Source organism: Streptomyces sp. NPDC032745, assembly GCF_055579465.1.
This window is the reverse complement of sequence record NZ_JBVING010000003.1, coordinates 308,645-328,953: the sequence shown is the minus strand read 5'-3', so window position 1 is coordinate 328,953 and position 20,309 is coordinate 308,645. Positions and strand designations below refer to the sequence as shown.

Annotated in this window: 18 protein-coding genes; 8 read left to right on the top strand and 10 right to left on the bottom strand. The window is 72.5% G+C overall.

The features are described 5' to 3' along the window. Positions 1 to 117 precede the first annotated feature (117 nt). Together ACZ5WG_RS09370 and ACZ5WG_RS09365 are read left to right on the top strand one after the other, a co-directional pair. Positions 118 to 783, top strand: a complete 666-nt coding sequence (locus ACZ5WG_RS09370) for a GntR family transcriptional regulator (protein WP_468721844.1) — start codon at positions 118 to 120, stop codon at positions 781 to 783. Beyond that, a complete protein-coding gene (locus tag ACZ5WG_RS09365) occupies positions 780 to 2,123 on the top strand; it encodes an MFS transporter (protein ID WP_468721842.1) in 1,344 nt (447 codons plus the stop codon). The genes ACZ5WG_RS09370 and ACZ5WG_RS09365 overlap by 4 nt, the downstream gene beginning before the upstream one ends. Before the next feature lie 227 nt (positions 2,124 to 2,350). Here the strand turns inward: ACZ5WG_RS09365 and ACZ5WG_RS09360 are convergent, their stop codons facing one another. Further along, positions 2,351 to 3,376, bottom strand: a complete 1,026-nt coding sequence (locus ACZ5WG_RS09360) for an AraC-like ligand-binding domain-containing protein (protein ID WP_468721841.1) — start codon at positions 3,374 to 3,376, stop codon at positions 2,351 to 2,353. A gap of 210 nt (positions 3,377 to 3,586) precedes the next feature. Then, complete coding sequence (locus ACZ5WG_RS09355) at positions 3,587 to 4,417, bottom strand: maleylpyruvate isomerase family mycothiol-dependent enzyme (RefSeq protein ID WP_468721840.1); 831 nt, start codon at positions 4,415 to 4,417, stop codon at positions 3,587 to 3,589. A 149-nt stretch (positions 4,418 to 4,566) separates the two neighbouring features. Between ACZ5WG_RS09355 and ACZ5WG_RS09350 the strand changes: the two genes are divergently transcribed. From ACZ5WG_RS09350 to ACZ5WG_RS09340, 3 genes are all read left to right on the top strand, one after another. Further along, positions 4,567 to 5,349, top strand: coding sequence for a carbon-nitrogen family hydrolase (locus ACZ5WG_RS09350; RefSeq protein WP_468721839.1), 783 nt, complete (start codon positions 4,567 to 4,569; stop codon positions 5,347 to 5,349). 104 nt (positions 5,350 to 5,453) lie between these two features. Beyond that, positions 5,454 to 6,257, top strand: a complete 804-nt coding sequence (locus tag ACZ5WG_RS09345) for a hypothetical protein (RefSeq protein WP_468721838.1) — start codon at positions 5,454 to 5,456, stop codon at positions 6,255 to 6,257. 29 nt (positions 6,258 to 6,286) lie between these two features. Then, positions 6,287 to 6,808, top strand: a complete 522-nt coding sequence (locus ACZ5WG_RS09340; protein WP_468721837.1) for a DUF4240 domain-containing protein — start codon at positions 6,287 to 6,289, stop codon at positions 6,806 to 6,808. Positions 6,809 to 6,913: 105 nt separating this feature from the next. Here the strand turns inward: ACZ5WG_RS09340 and ACZ5WG_RS09335 are convergent, their stop codons facing one another. Further along, a complete protein-coding gene (locus ACZ5WG_RS09335; RefSeq protein ID WP_468721835.1) occupies positions 6,914 to 7,468 on the bottom strand; it encodes a Uma2 family endonuclease in 555 nt (184 codons plus the stop codon). Between the two features lie 126 nt (positions 7,469 to 7,594). Between ACZ5WG_RS09335 and ACZ5WG_RS09330 the strand changes: the two genes are divergently transcribed. Then, positions 7,595 to 9,430, top strand: coding sequence for an NHL domain-containing thioredoxin family protein (locus tag ACZ5WG_RS09330; protein WP_468721834.1), 1,836 nt, complete (start codon positions 7,595 to 7,597; stop codon positions 9,428 to 9,430). 50 nt (positions 9,431 to 9,480) lie between these two features. Here the strand turns inward: ACZ5WG_RS09330 and ACZ5WG_RS09325 are convergent, their stop codons facing one another. The 4 genes from ACZ5WG_RS09325 to ACZ5WG_RS09310 form a co-directional block, all read right to left on the bottom strand. Further along, positions 9,481 to 10,560, bottom strand: a complete 1,080-nt coding sequence (locus ACZ5WG_RS09325; RefSeq protein ID WP_468721833.1) for a hypothetical protein — start codon at positions 10,558 to 10,560, stop codon at positions 9,481 to 9,483. Positions 10,561 to 10,737: 177 nt separating this feature from the next. After that, positions 10,738 to 12,030, bottom strand: coding sequence for a M18 family aminopeptidase (locus tag ACZ5WG_RS09320; protein WP_468721831.1), 1,293 nt, complete (start codon positions 12,028 to 12,030; stop codon positions 10,738 to 10,740). Positions 12,031 to 12,131: 101 nt separating this feature from the next. Next, positions 12,132 to 12,890: a hypothetical protein gene (locus ACZ5WG_RS09315; RefSeq protein ID WP_468721830.1), complete on the bottom strand. Its 759-nt coding sequence runs from the start codon at positions 12,888 to 12,890 to the stop codon at positions 12,132 to 12,134. Positions 12,891 to 13,043: 153 nt separating this feature from the next. Then, entirely contained in the window at positions 13,044 to 14,870 is a 1,827-nt protein-coding gene (locus ACZ5WG_RS09310; protein ID WP_468721828.1) for an acyl-CoA dehydrogenase, read from the bottom strand. A gap of 184 nt (positions 14,871 to 15,054) precedes the next feature. On the opposite strand from ACZ5WG_RS09310, the gene ACZ5WG_RS09305 reads away from it, so the two are divergent. Beyond that, on the top strand, positions 15,055 to 15,513 hold the full coding sequence (locus tag ACZ5WG_RS09305) for an SseB family protein (RefSeq protein WP_030302361.1): 459 nt from the start codon (positions 15,055 to 15,057) through the stop codon (positions 15,511 to 15,513). Between the two features lie 125 nt (positions 15,514 to 15,638). Beyond that, positions 15,639 to 16,625 (top strand): pirin family protein, encoded by a 987-nt coding sequence (locus ACZ5WG_RS09300; RefSeq protein WP_468721827.1) that lies wholly within the window; start codon positions 15,639 to 15,641, stop codon positions 16,623 to 16,625. Between the two features lie 79 nt (positions 16,626 to 16,704). Here ACZ5WG_RS09300 and ACZ5WG_RS09295 read toward each other — a convergent pair whose 3' ends face one another. Genes ACZ5WG_RS09295 through ACZ5WG_RS09285 form a run of 3 tightly spaced genes read right to left on the bottom strand, consistent with a single transcriptional unit; the run spans position 16,705 to position 20,296 of the window. After that, on the bottom strand, positions 16,705 to 17,994 hold the full coding sequence (locus ACZ5WG_RS09295; RefSeq protein ID WP_468721826.1) for an ABC transporter permease: 1,290 nt from the start codon (positions 17,992 to 17,994) through the stop codon (positions 16,705 to 16,707). Next, positions 17,991 to 18,734, bottom strand: a complete 744-nt coding sequence (locus tag ACZ5WG_RS09290) for an ABC transporter ATP-binding protein (protein WP_468721824.1) — start codon at positions 18,732 to 18,734, stop codon at positions 17,991 to 17,993. The genes ACZ5WG_RS09295 and ACZ5WG_RS09290 overlap by 4 nt, the downstream gene beginning before the upstream one ends. After that, the gene (locus ACZ5WG_RS09285; RefSeq protein WP_468721823.1) at positions 18,731 to 20,296 is read right to left on the bottom strand and encodes an efflux RND transporter periplasmic adaptor subunit; all 1,566 of its coding nucleotides are present in this window, start codon (positions 20,294 to 20,296) and stop codon (positions 18,731 to 18,733) included. Before ACZ5WG_RS09285 ends, ACZ5WG_RS09290 begins: the two co-directional genes overlap by 4 nt. Positions 20,297 to 20,309: the final 13 nt, after the last annotated feature.

The following is a 20,309-nucleotide window of genomic DNA, read 5'->3' as shown; positions in this document are numbered from 1 at the left end:
CGTACGTCCTGCGGGTGGACGAAGCCCGGGTACATCCTTCGATGCAGTGCCGCGGGGCGGCGGTCCACATCCCGGACGGGGTGACCGGTGCACCCCACATGTATCTATCCTGTGCGCATGCCGCCAGCCGCGCCCCCCGCCCCGACCGCCGCCACCGCTGCCGAACGCGTCTACCGACACGTCAAGCAGGCCGTGCTGATGGACCGCCGCTACGAGGGCGGCACCCTCCTCACCGAGGGCGAACTCGCAGACGCCGTCGGGGTGTCCCGTACGCCGGTCCGCGAGGCGCTGCTGCGGCTGGAGACCGAGGGGCTGCTGAAGCTGTACCCGAAGAAGGGCGCGCTGGTGCTGCCGGTCTCCGCGCAGGAGATCACCGACGTCATCGAAACCCGGCTGCTGGTCGAGGAGTTCACCGTACGCAGGGCGGTGCCGGCGCCGCCCGCCCTGCTGGAGCGGCTCGCCGGACTGCTGGAGGAGCAGCGCCGGCACGCCGCCGACGGCGACCTCGCGGCGATGATCGCCGCCGACCGGGGCTTCCACGCCGAGATCGTGCAGAGCGCCGGGAACGCGATCCTCTCCCGCCTCTACGACCAGCTCCGCGACCGCCAGCTGCGGATGGGCGTGGCCCTGCTGCACGCGCATCCCGAGCGCGTGGAGCGGACGCTCGCCGAGCACGCGGAGATCCTGGAGGCGCTGCGGGCCGGGGACGCGGAGACCGCGGCCGCCGCCGTACGGGGCCACGTGGGCCGGGTCGAGGCGCTGGTGCGGGGGCCGGGCCGGTGACCGGGCCCGTGGTGTTCAAGGATCCTCCGGGGGGCCGGAAGGCGGTGACGGTCTGGTCCATCGGGGTCGCCGTCTACTTCGTCGCGGTGATCTTCCGTACCAGCCTGGGCGTGGCCGGCCTGGAGGCGGCGGACCGCTTCCACGTCAACGCCTCCGCCCTCTCGGCCTTCTCCCTCCTCCAACTCCTGGTCTACGCGGGCATGCAGATACCCGTCGGCCTGCTGGTGGACCGGCTCGGCACCAAGAAGGTGCTCACCCTGGGCGCGGTCCTCTTCACGGCCGGCCAGATCGGCTTCGCGCTCTCGCCCTCGTACGGGATGGCCCTGGCGGCGCGGGCCCTGCTGGGCTGCGGCGACGCGATGACCTTCATCTCCGTGCTGCGGCTGGGCACCCGGTGGTTCCCGGCCCGGCGCGGCCCGCTGATGGCGCAGCTGGCGGGCCTGGTCGGCATGGCCGGCAACCTGGTCTCCACGCTGGTGCTGGCCCCCGTCCTGCACGGGGTCGGCTGGGTCCCGGCGTTCGCGGGCAGCGCGGTGGCGGGTGTGGCCGTCCTGATCCCCCTCACGCTCTTCCTGCGGGACCACCCGGAAGGCCACGAACCGCCGCCGGCAGGCGCCACGGGCGGCCAGGGTTTCGTACGCCGCCAGATCCGGGACTCCTGGACGGAACCCGGGACCCGGCTGGGCCTGTGGGTGCACTTCACGACCCAGTTCCCGGCCATGGTGTTCCTGCTGCTGTGGGGGATGCCGTTCCTGGTCGAGGACCAGGGGCTGGCGCGGACCACCGCGGCGGGGCTGCTGACGCTGGTGGTGGCCTCGAACATGTGCTTCGGCCTCGTCTACGGCCAGCTGATCGGCCGCCGTCAGTCGGCCAGGATCCCCCTGGCGCTCGGCACGGTCGCCCTCACGGCGGTGTTGTGGGCCTCGGTCCTGGTCTACCCCGCCCCCCACGCCCCGATGTGGCTCCTGACCACGCTGTGCGTGGTGCTCGGTACCTGCGGCCCGGCGTCGATGATCGGCTTCGACTTCGCCCGCCCGGCGAACCCGGCGGAGCGCCAGGGCACCGCGTCGGGCATCACCAACATGGGCGGCTTCCTGGCCTCGATGACGACCCTGCTGGCGGTCGGCCTCCTGCTGGACGCCACCGGCGACGACTACCGGATCGCCTTCTCGTCGGTCTTCGCGGTGCAGCTCCTGGGCCTGACCCAAATCCTCCGCCTGCGCCCGGCGGCCCTGACCGCGGAGCGCACCGGCCTGCAGAACGCCTTGCCTCCGACCGAGTTCACCGCCGGGGCCGGCACATCCAACGGGGCCGGCACATCCAGCCCCGCCGGCGTTTGAGGCGCGGGGTGCGGGGCGGAGCCCCGAAGCCCGGCGGGGCAACACCAGCCCCGCCGGCGTTTGAGGCGCGGGGGTGCGGGGGCAGAGCCCCCGAAGGCCCGGGCGCAGCCCGGGGGCGCTTGCGCGGCGGCGCGGCACCCGAAACCGGTCCAGCCCCCGGCAGGGCCTGGCAGGGCCTGGCGGGACAGACCCCCGTCCGGTCCCGCCCGGCCCGGGCCATGCCGACCCTACGGCCGCGCAACGCCCCTGGATGTGCCTGGTGCGCACAGCCCGTTGATGTTGCGCGCAAGGGCCTCCCGGACCGCCCGGTGCCGGAACTCGGTGGGGCTCGTCCCGTACGCCTCCCGGAACATCCTGCTGAACACGGAGGCGTTGGTGAACCCCCACCGCCGCGCAACGGTGTGGACGGGGCTGGTGAGCAGCCCGGGGTTCCCGAGATCGGCCCGGCACCGCTCCAGCCGGCGCCGCCGGATCCCGGCCGCCACCGTTTCGCCCCGGTCCCGGAAGAGCTGCTGGAGACGGCGCAGCGAGATGCCGTGCCGGGCGGCGACGGCGGACGGTGTCAGCTCCGGATCGCCGAGGTTGTGCTCGACGAAGACCTCGATCCGCTCCAGCAGGGCACGGGTGCGGGCTTCGGGCGAGAGCTTGTCCTGCGCGCCGAGCTGCCCGGCCAGGCAGGCGCCGACCAGGTCGTGGGCGACCGTTCCCAGCCGGCTCAGCTCCGCCGGCCCGCAGTCGGCCGCGTGCGCCGCCAGCGACTGCATGTACTGGGCGAGGATCGCCCCCATGCCGTGGCCGCCCGGGATCCGGTGGGCCAGCAGCTGTTCGACCCGCGCGCCGCGCAGCGGCATCGCATCGCGCGGGAAGGACAGGACGATCGCCCGGACCCGGCCCCCGTCCACTTCCGGGACGGCGTCCGACTCCATCGGCAGCGAGGTGTCCCAGAGCACCATGTCCCCGGTGAACAGACCCGATTCGCCCCGGTTCTGGGCGAGCGCCATGGCCCCGGTGGTCACGAGCCCCAGCTGGTACTGCTCGGGATCGCTGCGCCGTACGTGGGCGGCGGTGCGCTGCGAGCGCAGCGAGCTGAACTCGAACGACGACACCTGCACGCCGCCGAGGTCCAGGACGGAGGCCTCGGCCCAGAAGTCCCGGACGCGTTCACTGCGGATCGCCGTGGGCACGAGCTCCTGCGCGATCACATCGGTGAACCAGTCGAGCCGCTCCGGCGCCGGCACCGCGGCAGCCGACATCCTTGACCACACCCCCGAAAACCCCCTTCTCCCGCCATGCGCTGTCCCGTCCATGACAGGGACGTGCCATCGGCAGAAGCGGTTCTCGGCCGCGGTGAAGGGCGAGCGGGGGCCGCAGTGAGGGCGAGCGGGGGCCCGCAGTGAGGGCGAGCGGGGGCCCGCAGTGAGGGCGAGCGGAGGGCGCCGTGCGCAGCCCGCGCCGCCCCGCGGCTACGGGGTGACGGCGAAGTTCGCCAATATGGCCGCGGCCAGCTCCGGGTCGCCTTCCGCCTTCACCCGGTCGGCCACGGCGTGGGGCCGGACCCGCCCCGCCGCGAGGCGGACGTACGTCTCCCAGTCCATCGTCAGCGTCACGGCCGGCCCCAGCGACGGCGTCCCGTCCACCGTCCCGCGCCCCGCCGCGTCCACCCGTACCGTCCGCATGAACTCCACCGGACCGTGCACGTCGATCACCACCGCCGAGCCCGCCGGCGCCCCCGCCAGCTTCGCGACCACCTTCGGCAGCCCGGAGAGCAGGATGTCCCGCGCCACGAACGCCCCCGGCGAGTCCCAGTTCCCCGGCACGCCCAGCGTCGCCCGCAGGTCCTGCTCGTGGATCCACACGTCGAACGCACGCAGCCGCAGCGCGAGCTCCAGCGTCACCTGGTCGCCCAGCGGCCCCCGCACCATGGTGTCCGGATCCCGCTTCTCGTTCCGCAGCTGACGCGACCGCCGGATGATCGTGTACTCGAGCTCCGAGGTCATCTCCGGCGCGGTGTGGTGGCGCCGGACGTCAACCTGCACCTCCATGTACCGGCTGAACTCGTCGACCACGTGCCGCAGGTCCCTTGCGACGGTGTGGATCGGCCGCGGATCCCCCAGCTGCTCGCACTCGATGCCGATGATGTGTGACACCACATCACGGACGGACCAGCCGGGGCACGGCGTCGCCCGGTTCCACTCGCCCTCCGTCAGAGGGAGGACCAGCTCGGATATCGCCTCGATGGAGTGCGTCCACGCGTCGGCATAGGGCTGGAGGCTGGGATGCGGCTGGACGGTCAACGGGACCCCTCGCGTGCTGTTCAGTGGCGCATTTTCTGGAAGCGTGTGGACTGCTTCCAAAACTACGCTGCCGGTGAGCACCCCGGCAGTGCTTTCGTGTGACGATCGTAGGCCCGAGTTGACGGCTTGAATGCCAGGACGGTGGTACTGTGCGCGCCTCGCTGATCCAAATCGCGGTGACCGACGGGGAGTCGGTCGCTTCCCGACGTGCCCGGGTGGCCGATCTCGTACGGGATCAGGCCGGCTCGGATCTGGTCGTCCTGCCCGAATTGTGGACGGTGGGTGCCTTCGCCTACGAGCAGTTCGAGACCGAGGCCGAACCGCTGGACGGCCCGACGTACGAGGCGATGTCGAAGGCGGCGAGCGACGCCGGGGTCTGGCTGCACGCCGGCTCGGTCGTGGAGCGCGCGGGCGACGGCTCGCTCTACAACACCGCCCTCGTCCTCTCCCCGTCCGGCGAGCTGGCCGCCACGTACCGCAAGATCCACCGCTTCGGCTTCGACCAGGGCGAGGCCGTGCTGATGACGGCCGGCGACTCCCTGACCACCGTGACCCTGCCGGAGCAGGTCCTCGGCATCGCCACCTGCTACGACCTGCGCTTCCCCGAACTGTTCCGCGGCCTGGTCGACGCCGGGGCCACGACGATGGTCGTGGCCGCGGGCTGGCCGGCCCGCCGCCGCGCCCACTGGACCCTGCTGAACCGGGCGCGGGCGGTCGAGGACCAGTCGTACGTCCTGGCCTGCGGGCTGGCCGGTACGCACGCGGGCGTCGAGCAGGCCGGACACAGCCTGGTGGTGGACCCCTGGGGCGAGGTCCTGGCCGAGGCGGGCCCCGCCGAGGACGTCCTCACCGTGGACCTGGACCCGGCGAAGGTCACCGAGACCCGCGACCAGTTCCCGGCCCTGAAGGACCGCCGCCTGGGCCGCGGGTAGCCGGTGTCACTCCTCCTCGATCCGGCAGCCGTCCCCCAGGGCCGGCATTTTGCCCCTGACCAGGTCTTTCATGCCCGCATCGATGCCCGCGATAGGTTGCCGTCATGCCCCTCCTCTACGTGACCGACCTGGCGTACCCGGCGCGCGGCCGCCGGTACTGCGACGAGGACATCCTCCTCACCTCCCGCCTGCGCGAGCACTTCCCGCTGGCCCTGTGCCACCCGCTGGACGCGGCGGGCATGACGGCGGGCTTCGACGCGGTGATCGTCCGCAACAGCGGCCCGGTCCTGCACTACCAGGAGGCGTACGACGCCTTCCGCGCGGCCGCCCTCGCCGCCGGCACCCGCGTCTACAACCCGCTCACGGGCCGCGGCGACATGGCGGGCAAGCAGTACCTCCTCGACCTCACCGCCGCCGGCTACCCGGTGATCCCCACGATCGACGACCCCGCGGACCTCGCCCTGCTCCCCTCGGTCCCCTCGTACGCGGTGAAGCCCAAGCAGGGCGCGGACTCCATAGGCCTGACCTTCACCCCGCACCCGGCCGGCCCGGCGGGCGAGAACCTCATCCAGCCGCGCATCGACTTCGCGTACGAGGTCTCCTTCTACTTCGTCGACGACGCCTTCCAGTACGCCCTCTACGCCCCGGACCCGGCCCGGCGCTGGGAGCTGAAGCCGTACGAGGCCACACCGGCGGACCTCGACTTCGCCCGCAGCTTCATCGAGTGGAACACCCTCTCGCACGGCATTCAGCGGGTGGACGCCTGCCGCGCCCCCTCGGGTGAGCTCCTGCTGGTCGAGCTCGAGGACCTGAACCCGTACCTCTCGCTGGACCTCCTGCCCCCGGCGACCCAGGAGGCCTTCATCACCGCTCTCACCGAATCCCTCCACTCCTTCCTCACCGTCTGATGTCAGAGGGGGATGCCAGGCTTCCCCCCATGGACAAGCAGACGTTCTGGAAGCTGATCGAGACGGCCCGGTCCGAGGCCGAACCGGACCAGGTGGCGGTGCGGGCCTCGGAGTTGCTGGCGAGCCGCCCGGAGGCCGAGATAGCCGCCGCCCAGCAGGTCCTGTGGGACCTGCTGGCGGAGTCCTACCGCAGCCCCCTCTGGGCCGCGGCCTACATGATCAACGGCGGCTGCTCGGACGACGGGTTCGACTACTTCCGCGGCTGGCTCCTGACCCAGGGCGAGGAGGCGTTCACCCGCGCCCTGGCCGACCCCGACTCCCTCGCGGACCACCCCGCGGTCCGGGACGCGGCGACGGAGGGCCTGGAGCTGTGGGACGAGGCGGCCCTCTCGATCGCCTGGACGGCGTACGAGGCGGCCACGGGCCGCGAACTCCCGTCGGACTCCTTCACGATCAGCTACCCGCCGCTGGACCCGTCCTGGGACTTCGACTTCGACGACACGGCGGAAACCGCCACCCGCCTCCCCCGCCTGAGCGCCCTCTTCGACTGAGCGGCCCCGGGGAAGTGGGGCACGCCTCCACGGCGCCCGGCACGGCAGCACGCCGAGGCACCGCACCGGACGACGCGGAAACGCACCCCACTTCCCCGAGGCCGCTCAGAGCCCGCTGGTGTCGAGATCGATCCCGAACGGCTCCGGCAGCCGGACCGTCTCCCCGAACGGGTGCGGCCCGTCGACCTCGGTGTAACCGAGCCGCCCCGGCCCCGAGAACAGGGTGACGGTCTTGTCGAGCCGGTCGACCAGCAGGTACAGCGGCGCACCGTACTCGGCGTACCGCTTGCGCTTGACGACCCGGTCGGTCCCGGCGGTGGCACGTGAGGTCACCTCCCCGACCAGCAGCGTCTGATCGGGCGCCAACGCACCGGATCCGCGGGCGAGTTCCCCGGGGACCACGGCGATGTCGGGGACGTACCAGTTCAATGACCCCGGCAGGTCGAGGTCTCCAGACCCGTCGATGCACTCCAGCGCGTCGACCGCCTCGGAAAGCTGCGAGCGCATGACGTCCCGCACGTATTCGTGGTCCCACCCGGACGGCAGGTCGTGGATGACCCCTTCGACCAGCTCGGCGCGGCCACCGCTGACACGCTGCACGGCGTACTTCAGCGCTCGCTCGGGATCGATGCCCTCGCCGTAGGTGTGCCCGGTGGTCATCTCGGGACGCCCTCCTTCGCCGCCTGCGAGCAGCGTCCCATGAGGGCCCGCCCGCCGTCGTCACCCCTGGGGGTGTCGTCGTACGGCCGTGACCGGGCGTTCATGGGCGGATGGCAAGCTTGAAGCATGAACGATGCCGTCCCGGCGCCTACCCCCGCGCCCGTGCCCCGCCGTGCCCGTCTCCGTGCCCCCGAGCTGATCGGCAAGGGTGGCTGGCTGAACACAGGTGGGAAGGATCTGACCCTCGCCGACCTGCGGGGACGGATTGCGATCCTCGATTTTTGGACCTTCTGCTGCATCAACTGCCTGCACGTCCTCGACGAGCTGCGCGAGCTGGAGGAGAAGCACCGCGACACCGTCGTGATCATCGGCGTGCACTCGCCGAAGTTCGTGCACGAGGCCGAGCACGCGGCCGTCGTCGACGCCGTCGAGCGGTACGAGGTGCACCACCCCGTGCTGGACGATCCCGAGCTGGCCACCTGGAAGCAGTACGCCGTACGGGCCTGGCCGACGCTCGTCGTGATCGACCCCGAGGGGTACATCGTCGCGCAGCACGCCGGTGAAGGGCATGCGCATGCCATTGCGCGGCTCGTGGAGGAGCTCGAGGCCGAGCACGAGGCCAAGGGGACGCTGCGGCGCGGCGACGGGCCGTACGTGGCGCCCGAGCCGGTGGCGACCGACCTGCGGTTCCCCGGGAAGGCTCTCGTGCTGCCGTCCGGGAACCTGCTCGTGTCGGACTCGACGCGGCACCAGCTCGTGGAGCTCGCCGCCGACGGCGAGAGCGTCGTACGGCGCATCGGCAGCGGGGAGCGCGGGTTCGGACCGGACGCCTTCAGCGAGCCCCAGGGGCTGGCGCTGCTGCCCGACGGGTCCGTCGTCGTCGCCGACACCGTCAACCACGCGCTGCGCCGCTTCGATCCCGCGACGGGCGCCGTCGAGACCGTCGCCGGTACCGGGCGGCAGTGGTGGCAGGGCTCGCCGGCCTCCGGGCCGGCCCTGGACGTGGACCTGTCCTCGCCGTGGGACGTGGCCTGGTGGCAGGGCAAGGTGTGGATCGCCATGGCGGGCGTGCACCAGCTGTGGACCTGGGACCCGCAGACCGGGACCGTGGCCGTCGCCGCGGGCACGACCAGCGAGGGCCTGCACGACGGGCCCGCGCTCGAGGCCTGGCTCGCGCAGCCGTCCGGGCTCGCGGCCGCCGGGGACCGGCTGTGGATCGCCGACTCCGAGAACAGCGCCCTGCGGTACGTGGAGCCCGACGGCGAGGGCTACGCCGTACGGACCGCCGTCGGCACCGGCCTGTTCGACTTCGGCCACCGGGACGGCGACGCCGGCCAGGCACTGCTCCAGCACCCGCTCGGGGTGACCGCGCTGCCCGACGGCTCGGTCGCGGTGTGCGACACGTACAACCACGCCCTGCGCCGCTTCGATCCGGCGACCGGCCAGGTCTCCACGCTGGCCACCGACCTGCGGGAGCCCAGCGACGCCGTGCTGGTCGGCGAGGACATCGTGGTCGTGGAGTCGGCCCGGCACCGGCTGACCCGGCTGCGGCTGCCGGAGGAGGCGGTACGGGTCGATGCCGTCGCCCACCGCACCCAGCGGGCCGCCACCGAGGTCGCCCCGGGCACGCTCCGGCTCGACGTGGTGTTCCAGGCGCCGACCGGGCAGAAGCTCGACACCCGCTACGGGCCTTCGACGCGGCTGCTGGTCTCCTCGACCCCGCCGGAGCTCCTGGTGGCGGGCGAGGGGGCCGGGACGGACCTGTTCCGGGAGCTGGCCCTGAACCCGGACGTCACCGAGGGGGTCCTGCACGTCTCCGCCATGGCGGCGTCGTGCGACGACGACCCGGCGAACGAATACCCGGCCTGCCACGTGCACCAGCAGGACTGGGGCGTGCCGGTGACCGTCACGGCGCAGGGCGCGAGCCGCCTGCCGCTCGTCCTCGCCGGCATGGACGCCTAGGGCGAAGAGGTCCGGCCGGGGCCCCGCTGCGGGGCCCCGGCCGGAGGGGCTCAGTCCTCTTGCTTCCCGGGCTTCCCGTGCTTCCCGGGCTCCGCCTTCTCGTTCCTCTCGACGTCGGCGACCAGCAGGTTCGGGTCGATGCCGGTGAGGAAGGCGCCGCTGGGGACGTAGACCTTGTGGTGGCGGACCGCCACCGAAGTGGGGCCGGACAGGCCGTCCTTCCCGGTCAGCACGACGGTGTGGGTGCCGTCCGGCCGGACCAGGGCGAGCTCGCTGCCGGTGTTGTTCAGCGCGGCGAGCAGCGTCGTGCCGTGTCCGGCGAACGCGAAGTCGTCGATCCCCGTCAGCCCGGTGGCGTGGGTCCTGATCGTCCCCGCGGACCCGTCCTCCTCGACCGGGATCCGCAGCAGCGTGCCCCGGTCGTAGTTCGACACCCAGACCGCGTGGTCGCGCACCTTGATGCCGTTGGCGCCGATGAACGTGGCCGGCTCGAGCGCGGCGCCCGTGGCCCACGTCGTCACCGCCGGGTGTTCGTCGTCCAGCGAGACGCGCCACACCGTGCCGAGGACGGAGTCGGCGCCGTAGAGAAGGCCGCGGTGCTCGTCGAGGGCGAGGCCGTTGGCGAAGCCGTCCGGCGGCAGGTCGGCGAGCTTCCCGACCTCGCCGTCCGGGGTGATCCGGTAGATGCCGGTCAAGGCCGTCCCGGTGTTGAAGGCGACGTAGAGCGTCCCGTCGTGGGTGCGGACGATCCCGCTCACGACGGCGGCGCCGACGAGGGGCGTCTTCGGGTCCGTGACGTCGGGCAGCGTCGCGAGGAGCCGTCTGTCGCCGTGCCGGTCCACCCGGACGACCTGGCGGGCGAAGGCGAGGGTCAGATCGGCGGAGCCGTCGGGCTCCAGGGCGATGTTCTCCGGTGTCTCGCCCGCCTTGAAGTCGAAGCGTGCGACGATCCGCGGGTCCGTCAGGGAGAGTGCGGGCGCCGGCGGGCCGGCTGCGGCCGCGCCTGCGGCGGGGGCGGACGCGAGCAGGGCGAGGACGAGGCCCACGGCGCCCGCGGCGCCGGCGATGCGCGGCATACGGAGTCTGCGGGCCGTTCGGGGCATGCGGGGCATGCGGAGCAGGCGGAGCACGGGACTCTCCTTGTCGGCCTGACGGGACGGGAGTCCAGCACAGCATGACGGAGTGTCATCATCGGCTCATCGCACCGCGGCGCCCCTCAGATCGACCCACCCGGCCGAAGCCCGCGCCGCCTCCCGGGCATCCCGGCAGGCGGCGCAGCGCGCGCTCCGTACGGCGGCGCGGCGGCGTCAGCCCTCCAGGAAGGCCACCAGTGCGTTCGCGAGCAGGTACGGGTCGTCCGCACCGCACAGTTCGCGGGCGCTGTGCATCGAGAGGATCGCGACGCCGATGTCCACCGTCTGGATCCCGTGGCGGGCGGCCGTGATCGGGCCGATCGTCGTGCCGCAGGGCATCGAGTTGTTCGAGACGAAGGTCTGCCACGGCACGCCGGCCCGCTCGCACGCCGCCGCGAACACCGCGCGTCCGCTGCCGTCCGTCGCGTACCGCTGGTTGACGTTGACCTTCAGGATCGGGCCGCCGTTGGCGCGCGGGTGGTGCGAGGGGTCGTGCCGCTCCGCGTAGTTGGGGTGCACGGCGTGACCGGTGTCCGAGGACAGGCAGATGGTGCCCGCGAAGGCGCGCGCACGGTCCTCGTAGGTGCCGCCGCGCGAGAAGACGGAACGTTCCAGCACGTTCCCCAGCAGCGGGCCGTCCGCGCCCGTGTCCGACTGCGAGCCGTTCTCCTCGTGGTCGAACGCGGCCAGCACCGGGATGTGGTCCAGCTTCCCGGCGGTCGAGACGGCGGCCAGCGCCGCGACGCCCGCGTGCACCGAGATCAGGTTGTCCATCCGCGGGCCGGCCACGAGCTCGCGGTCGCGCCCCAGGTACGACGGCGGCTCGATCGAGTGGACCATCAGGTCCCAGCCGGCCACCGAGCCCTGTGCCAGGCCCTCTTCCTCCTCCAGGAAGGCGATGAGGTCGCCCTCCTGGACCTCGCCGAGGCCCCAGATCGGCTGCATGTGGCGCTGCTTGTCGAGCTTGAGGCCGTCGCTGTTGACCGACCGGTCCAGGTGGACCGCCAGTTGCGGGACGCGCAGCAGCGCGCGGTCCACGTTCACCAGACGCTCGCTGCCGTCGCGCAGGCTCAGCCGGCCCGCCAGGCCCAGGTCCCGGTCCAGCCAGGTGTTGAGCAGGGTGCCGCCGTAGATCTCGACGGCGATCTGCCGCCAGCCCTGTGATCCCGTGTCAGGCAGCGGCTTGACGCGGAGGTTGGGGGAGTCGGTGTGCGCGCCGACGATCCGGAACGGGGTGTTCGCGGTCGCGCCCTCCGGGACGAACCAGGCGATGAGCGCTCCGCCGCGGAGGACGAACCGGCCTCCGCTGCCCGAGTCCCAGGCGTCCGTTTCCGACAACTGCCTGAAGCCTGCCTTTTCCAGCCGCTCGGCCGCATTGGCCACGGCGTGGTACGGCGACGGACTGGCCGTCAGAAAGGTCATCAGATCGTCGGTGTGTCCGCGGTCGAAGCGGGCGGGAGAGCTCATGTGGTTCACCTTAACGACGGTCGTGTTCGCCATGGTCGGACTGCGGCGGATAGCCGTAGCGCCGGGGCCGCGGGCTGTGTGGTCCACTTCCCGGCGGCTTTTCAGCCCGGCGGGCGCTCGAATCGGCGCTGCAGCTGCCTGCGCTCGCCCCGGCGGATGCGCGGGAGCATCTCCGGGGCCGTCGCGGAGCGCTGCGCGCGTCTCTTGCGTCCGGCGCAGAAGATACAGGCCTCACCGGGCGGCGCGTCCGGATCGATGGGTGCGCCGGGGTGCTCGGAGCAGCCGGAGGCGTTGCGCGGCCGGGACAGTTCGCGGGCCACGATGAACGCCCGGTGGAGATCGTCCGCGATCCGTACGAACTCCTCGGCGGGGGAGGAGAAGCCCAGGTGGAAGCGGCGGTCCTCGACGGTGCGGAGGTGGTCGCGCAGGGCCTGCAGGGTGTACGGGGGGTCGGGTACGGGATAGCCCAGCCGGCGCTGTTCCCCGGCGGGCGGGGCGGCGGCGGCCGCGCGGGCGCCGCGGGCGCCGCGGGCGCCCTGGGCGCGCAGCCCGAGGCGGCGCCGGTCGTTGCAGATCAGGCAGCGGCCCCAGCCGTCGGGCGCCTCGGGGTCGAGGGCCCCGTTGGGGTGCTCGGAGCAGCCGGTGTAGCTCTTGGCGGGGGCGAGCCCGGCGGCGGTCTGGAAGGCGGTGTAGAGGGCGTCGGCGACGGCCTCGTACTCCGCGGGGTGGGCGCCGTCGTACAGCTCCCGCAGATGGTCGCCGAGGCTGCCCAGGGCGGCCTGCAGCTCCTTGAGGGCGTACGGCCGCCCGGTCGGGACGGAGTACCCCCTGCTGTTGCCGTGCTGCTCTGCTGGGCTCATACCTACGAGCGTCCCATGAACCACCGACAACCTGTGAATGCCGCCGGTAGGCCGCCGGTACGCCGTCCGTACGCCGCCGGTACGCCGACGGCCGGACCCCTGCAGAGGGTCCGGCCGCCGGTGCGCGACTGCAGATGCGGCGCAGCCGGGTGGCTAGAACGCGGCCTCGTCGAGCTCCATCAGGGTGTTGTCGACGGCCTCGGCCAGCGCGCGGGCGACCGAGACGTTCGGCAGGACCTGCGAGGCGAAGAACTTCGCGGCCGCGATCTTGCCCGTGTAGAACGGGACGTCCTTCGCGGAGGCGGTTGCGAGCTTCTCGGCGGCCACGGCCGCGCCCTTGAGCAGCAGGTATCCGACGACCACGTCACCGGACGCCATCAGCAGGCGGGTGGTGTTCTGGCCGACCTTGTAGATGTTCTTGACGTCCTCGCCGGTGGCGGTGAGGTCGACGATCATCTGGCCGACGATGGCCTCGAGGTCGACCGCGGCCTTGGCGAGCGCGTCGCGGGAACCGGCCAGCTCCTCGCCGCCGGCGGCCTCGGCCAGGAACTTCTTGATCGTCTCGGAGAGGACGTTCAGCGAGGCACCCTGGTCGCGGACGATCTTCCGGAAGAAGAAGTCCTGGCCCTGGATCGCCGTGGTGCCCTCGTAGAGGGTGTCGATCTTGGCGTCCCGGATGTACTGCTCGATCGGGTATTCCTGGAGGTAACCGGAACCGCCGAAGGTCTGCAGCGACTGGGCGAGCTGCTCGTACGAGCGCTCCGAGCCGTAGCCCTTCACGATCGGCAGGAGCAGGTCGTTCAGGCCGATCTCGGCGGAGGCGTCCTCGCCCGCGGCCTGCTTGACCTGGATCGCGTCCTGGACGGAGGCGGTGTACAGGACCAGGGCGCGCATGCCCTCGGCGTACGCCTTCTGCGTCATGAGCGAGCGGCGCACGTCGGGGTGGTGCGTGATGGTGACCTTGGGCGCGGTCTTGTCCATGAAGTTCGCCAGGTCCGGGCCCTGCACGCGCTCCTTGGCGTACTCCAGCGCGTTCAGGTAGCCGGTGGAGAGGGTGGCGATGGCCTTCGTGCCGACCATCATGCGGGCGAACTCGATGATCATGAACATCTGGCGGATGCCGTCGTGCTTGTCACCGATCAGCCAGCCCTTGGCGGGGTGCTGGTCGCCGAAGGTCATCTCGCACGTGTTGGACGCCTTGAGGCCCATCTTGTGCTCGACGTTCGTCGCGTAGACGCCGTTGCGCTCGCCCAGCTCGCCGGTCTCCCAGTCGAAGTGGAACTTCGGGACGAGGAAGAGGGACAGGCCCTTGGTGCCCGGGCCGTGGCCCTCGGGGCGGGCGAGGACGTAGTGGAGGATGTTCTCCTCCATGTCGTGCTCACCGGACGTGATGAAGCGCTTGACGCCCTCGATGTGCCAGGAGCCGTCCTCCTGCTGGATGGCCTTGGTGCGGCCGGCGCCGACGTCCGAACCGGCGTCCGGCTCGGTGAGGACCATGGTGGAGCCCCAGCGCTTCTCGACCGCTATCTGCGCGACCTTCTTCTGCGCCTCGTTGCCCTCTTCGAAGAGGATGCCGGCGAACGCCGGGCCGGAGGAGTACATCCAGATGGCCGGGTTCGAGCCGAGCAGCAGCTCTGCGTAGGCCCAGATCAGGGAGCGGGGCGAGGTGGTGCCGCCGATCTCCTCGGGCAGGCCGAGACGCCAGTACTCGGAGTCCATGAAGGCTTCGTAGCTCTTCTTGAAGGACGCCGGGACGGGCGCGGTGTTGGTGGCCGGGTCGAAGACCGGCGGGTTGCGGTCGGCGTCCGCGAAGGATTCGGCCAGCTCGTTCTCGGCGAGGCGGGCGATCTCGGACAGGACGCTCTTGGCGGTGTCGGTGTCCATCTCACCGAACGGGCCGGTGCCGTACAGCTTGTCGCGGCCGAGCACCTCGAAGAGGTTGAACTCGATGTCGCGGAGATTCGACTTGTAGTGCCCCATGGCGACGGCTCCGTTAAGGCTCGGGAAGACAGGTTCCTCGTACATACCAATCGGTAATGTCATGATGCTACCCGCGGGTAATAAGACGCAACCCCCCACCGGCCGACTGTGACCAGGGTCAAGCCCGCAACCCTGGCGGGAATGCGCGTCCACGGGGCGCGGGGCGCTCGGTAGGCTTCGCCCTATGTACGGCTACGACCAGAACGTGAGCGCAGGGCAGCAGTACGCCGCCCCGCAGCAGATGGCCGGCGGGTACGGCGAGCAGCCGCTGTACCCCGAGCCCTCGCCGCCGTCGCTCGCCGACGCGGTGCGGGCCTTCACGACCGGGTCGCTGTCCGCCGAGGACTTCCAGCAGATCTTCGCCACGTCGAAGGTCTACTGCCCGCGCGGCGAGACCCCGGGCTTCCTGGCGCTGCACAACACGCAGCAGCCGGTGATCCCGATGTTCACCACGCTCAAGGAGCTCCGCCGCTACGCAGGCAAGGAGTCCAAGTACTTCGTGATCACCGGCGCCGAGGTGATCGACCTGCTGCCGACCGGGTACGGCTTCGTCCTCGACATGGAGGGCGACCACCGGATGGTCTTCGATGCGAAGGCCGTGGAGCAGATGGTCGACTTCGCGATGCGCCGCATGTACGGCTAGACGCCGTAGGTGCAGGTGAGCGGCTTCGGGCCCCGGGGAAATAACCCCGGGGCCCCTTCTGTTCTGTGGGGTGTGGCAGAAAGTTCGAGTTTCAACTAAACTCGACGCAGAAGGAGGTTCCGACCATGCCTGCAGTGACTGTGGAGAACCCGTTGACGCTCCCCCGCGTCGCCGAGCCCGCCCCGGAGACCGCCGCCCGCAAGGTGCTGGCCGTCACGACCGCTCCCGGTGGGTTCGAGGGCGAGGGGTTCCCGGTGCGCCGCGCGTTCGCCGGGATCAACTACCAGTACCTCGACCCGTTCATCATGATGGACCAGATGGGAGAGGTGGAGTACGCACCGGGCGAGCCCAAGGGCACCCCGTGGCACCCCCACCGCGGCTTCGAGACCGTCACGTACCTGATCGACGGAACCTTCGTCCACCAGGACAGCAACGGCGGCGGCGGAGTCATCAACGGCGGCGACACCCAGTGGATGACCGCCGGCTCCGGCCTCCTGCACATCGAGGCCCCGCCGGAGTCCCTCGTCGTGTCGGGCGGCCTCTTCCACGGCCTCCAGCTGTGGGTGAACCTCCCGGCCTCCGACAAGATGATGCCCCCGCGCTACCAGGACATCGGCGGCGGCCAGGTGCAGCTGCTGTCCACCCCGGACGGCGGCGCCCTGCTCCGTGTGATCGCAGGTGACCTGGACGGCCACGCCGGCCCCGGCATCACCCACACCCCGATCACGATGATCCACGCGACCGTCACCCCGGGCGCGCAGGTCACCCTCCCGTGGCGCGAGGACTTCAACGCCCTCGCGTACGTCATGGCCGGGCGCGGCAGCGTCGGCACCGACCGGCGGCCCGTCCACACCGGGCAGACGGCGGTCTTCGGCGACGGCGGCTCGATCACGGTACGGGCGGACGAGTCCCAGGACTCGAACACCCCGGACCTGGAGGTCATCCTCCTCGGCGGGCGCCCCATCCGGGAGCCGATGGCGCACTACGGGCCGTTCGTCATGAACAGCCGGCAGGAGCTCCAGCAGGCCTTCGACGACTTCCAGGCGGGCCGGCTGGGGACCATCCCCACCACCGCCCGGGAGCGCACGAAGTCGGCGGAGCAGCACTCCTGACCGCGGCGGCGCGGCCGGGCGCACGCTAGGTCGTGTCGTCAAAGTCCCGTCGGGCCCGACGCTACTTTGACGACAGCCCTTAGCGGCGCAGGGCCTCCGCCGGCTGCGTGCGGGAGGCCCGCCAGGCCGGATACAGGCCGGCCAGCACCCCGGTGACCAGTCCGATCAGCGGCGCCACGGCGACGGTGACCGGCGACATCACCGGGGTCCAGTCGCGCAGCGCCGACACCCCGACCACGGTCAGCGTGCCGAGCGTGGTGCCCACCAGGCCGCCCATCGCACCCTGCGCGGCGGACTCGGCGAGGAACTGGGCGGTGATGTGCCGCCCGCGCGCCCCGAGCGCCCGGCGCAGCCCGATCTCCCCGGTCCGCTCCAGCACCGCGACCAGCGTGGTGTTGGCGATCCCGACCGCCCCGATGACCAGGCAGATCGCCGCCAGCAGCAGGAACAGCTGGTCGAGGTCGGAAGTCACCCCCGCCCGCAGCGTCTTCGGGTCCGGCGGCGGCACGGGCGTCAGCCAGTCGGGACGGTCCGGGCGCAGCGCGAGCGGGAGTTCCGCGGCCACCTGCCGGGCCGCGCCGAGCTCGGTCACCACCAGCATCCGGGCCCGCTGGGCGTTGTCCGGCGGCCCCCACAGCTTCTCGGCGGTGCCCCGGGGCACGATCACCGACAGCAGCAGGTCCGGCTTGCGGTCCGCCCCGCTCGCGATGCCGATCACGGTGAACGGGTGCTCGCCGATGAACACCGCCGGGCGGCTCTCCAGCGTGGTGATGCCGAGACGTGCCGCCATCGCCGAGCCCACCACCGCGACCTGTTCGGTGCGCCCGTCGTGGAAGGCGTCGTACGCACGGCCCGAGCCCAGCGTGAGCCCGGCCGCGCGCAGCATCCCGGGGGAGGCCGCGACCACCGGGATCCGCTCGCCGGTCGCCCCCGCGACCGGGGCGGACCGTACGGTGGTCTCGCCCAGCGGCACCGGCCAGAACACCCCTGCGGCGCGCACCCCGTTGAGCGTGCCCGCTCGGGCGTCCGCGTCGCGCGGGAAGGCGAGGGGCACCTGCCGGGCGGGCTGGGGATCGCCGCCGCCCGCGGTGTCCTGGACGCCGACCTCGGTGGCCGTCAGCGCGTTGAAGCGGCTGTCGATCTGCGAGGAGGCGGTGGCCGTGAGGCCCAGGATCGCCACGAAGGTACCCACGCCCAGCACGGTGCCGAGGCCGGTCAGCGCGGAGCGGGCGGGCCGCTGGAGCATCCCGGCCAGGGCCTCGGAGAGCAGGTCGCGCAGGGACAGCCGGGAGGGCGTGATCCCGGTGTCCGGCCGCCGCCTCCGCCAGATGCTCCCGATGCTCCTCACACGGGCACTGATGCTCCTCATGCAGGGACGACCTCGCTCAGCACTCCGTCGCGGATGGACACCGTCCGACGGCCGCGGGCGGCCACGTGGGGGTCGTGCGTGATGACCAGCAGGGTCAGCCCGTCGGCGTGCAGCGCGTCCAGCAGGGCCAGTACGGCGCCCGCCGTGGCGGTGTCCAGGTTTCCGGTGGGCTCGTCGCACAGCAGCAGCGAGGGTTCGGCGACCAGGGCGCGGGCGATGGCCACGCGCTGGCGCTCGCCGCCGGACATCCGGGTCGGGAGATGGCCGGTGCGGTGGCCGAGGCCGACCCGCTCCAGCGCCGAACGGGCCCGGTCGGCGCGCTCCGCGCGCGCGATGCCGTTGTAGACCATGGCGAGGCGGACGTTCTCCAGGGCGCTGCGGTGCGGCAGGAGATGGAAGGACTGGAAGACGAAGCCGATGCGCTGCCCGCGCAGGGCGGTCCGGTCGCGGTCGCGCAGGGCGCCGGTGTCGATGCCGTCGAGCAGGTACCGGCCGGTGGTCGGGGCGTCGATGAGCCCGGCGACGTTCAGGAAGGTGGACTTCCCGGAGCCGGAGGGGCCGGTCACGGTGACGTACTCGCCGCGCCCCACGGTCAGTTCGCAGGGCCGCAGCGCCTGGACGGGCGGCGGTCCGGGGTAGGTGAGGCCGACGCCCTCGAAGCGTACGACCGGGGCGGCGTCCGGGGCGGCGTCCTCGGCCGGGCGCGAGGCCGGGGCCGCGGCCGGGTGGGCGGCGGTCATGGCCTCGCCTGCGCGACGAGCACCCGGTCGCCGTCGGCGAGCGTGCCACCGCCGACCGGCTCGACCTGGACCATTCCCTCGGCCGACATCCCGGCGCGGACCTCGACCCGGCGCCGGGCGTCCGCGGCGGCCGGGTCCTTGCCCAGCACCGTGACGGTGGTCCGGCCGTCGGCGCCCGCCGAGACGGCGGAGAGCGGTACGACGAGCACCGGCTCCCCGGACGAGGCGGCGGTCACGGTGAGCCGTACGCCCTGACCCGAGAGCCGGGGGTCGAGGCTCTGGTCGGGCTTGACGGTCAGTGCGTACCCGCCGGCGTCCTGCGCGGTGGCCGGGGGGCTGTCCCCGGAGCCCGCGCCGGAACCGGCGCCCAGGCCGCCGCCCGTCGGGGAACCGGCCGCGGCCCGGGTCGGGTCGGTGGCGACCGAGCCGACGGTTCCGGTGGCGGTGAGCCCGGTGGCCTCGGACAGCACCTCGACCTTCATCCCGGCCTTGACCAGGTCCTTCTGGTGCGCCGGGAGTGAGGCCCGGATCACCGGGGCGCCCGCCGAGAGGGTCAGCAGCCCGTCCGGGACGGCTTCGCCGACCGCGGCCTTGACCGCGTCCACGCGGGCCGGGAAACCCTTGACGAAGACGAGCTCGTCCGCCGGGACCATGGGGCCGGCCGCCGCCCGGGCCGCCTCCAGGCGGGTGGTGGCCTTGGCCAGGTCCTGCTGGGCGAAGACGAGTTGCTGCTGCGCCTCGGCGGTGTCGGCACCACCGCCCGCCTTGGCCTTGGCGAGGGCGCTCTTGGCGGTGGTGACCTGCCGCTGGGCGGTATCGGCGGTGTCCTCCGCCGCCTGGAGCTTCTCGGCGTCGCCGGGGTCGGCCGGCCGCGGGGTGTAGCCGAGTGCGGCGTAGAGCGCGGTGACGGCGGCTTTCGTGCCGGCGCCGTACGTGCCCGCCGGATCCTTGCCGGTGGCGTGGCCGAGCGCCTTGAGCCCCTCCTGGAGCTGCCCGACGTCCTTGCCGGTGGCCCCGGGCTTCAGGTCCCGGTACCCGGGCAGGGCCCCGGCCAGCGCGAACACCGGCCGCCCCGACACCTCGACCAGTACCTCGCCGGCCTGTACGGCGGCCCCGGGCTGTTTGCTGACCCGCGTGACCACGGGCTTCCCGCCCGTCCCGGCGGCAGCGGCGGCCCCGGCCCCCGGGGACACCGTCAGCGACTGCTCGGCGGTGACCGTGCCCCGTACGACCACGGAGGAGGTGAGCACCCGCCGTTCGACCCGGTCGGCGAGGACGGACGCGGGCGGCGCCGCGGCATCGGCCGCGACCTGCGCGGGGGAGCGGATGGCGCCGGCGAGGACCACCCCGGCCACGGTGAGGGCGACGGCGCCCGCGACGACCCAGATCAGGATCCGGCGCCGCCGGCCGAGCGAGGCCCGTACGTCCGCGGGCCCGCCGACGGCGTCCGGCTTCTCGGCGACGTCCTTCTCGGCGACGTCCTTTGCGACGGTGTCCTTCTCGGAGGCGCCGTTCTCGGCGACGTCCGGCTCCTCGGGGGCGGCGGCCTCTTGATGTTTCACGTGAAACCCACTT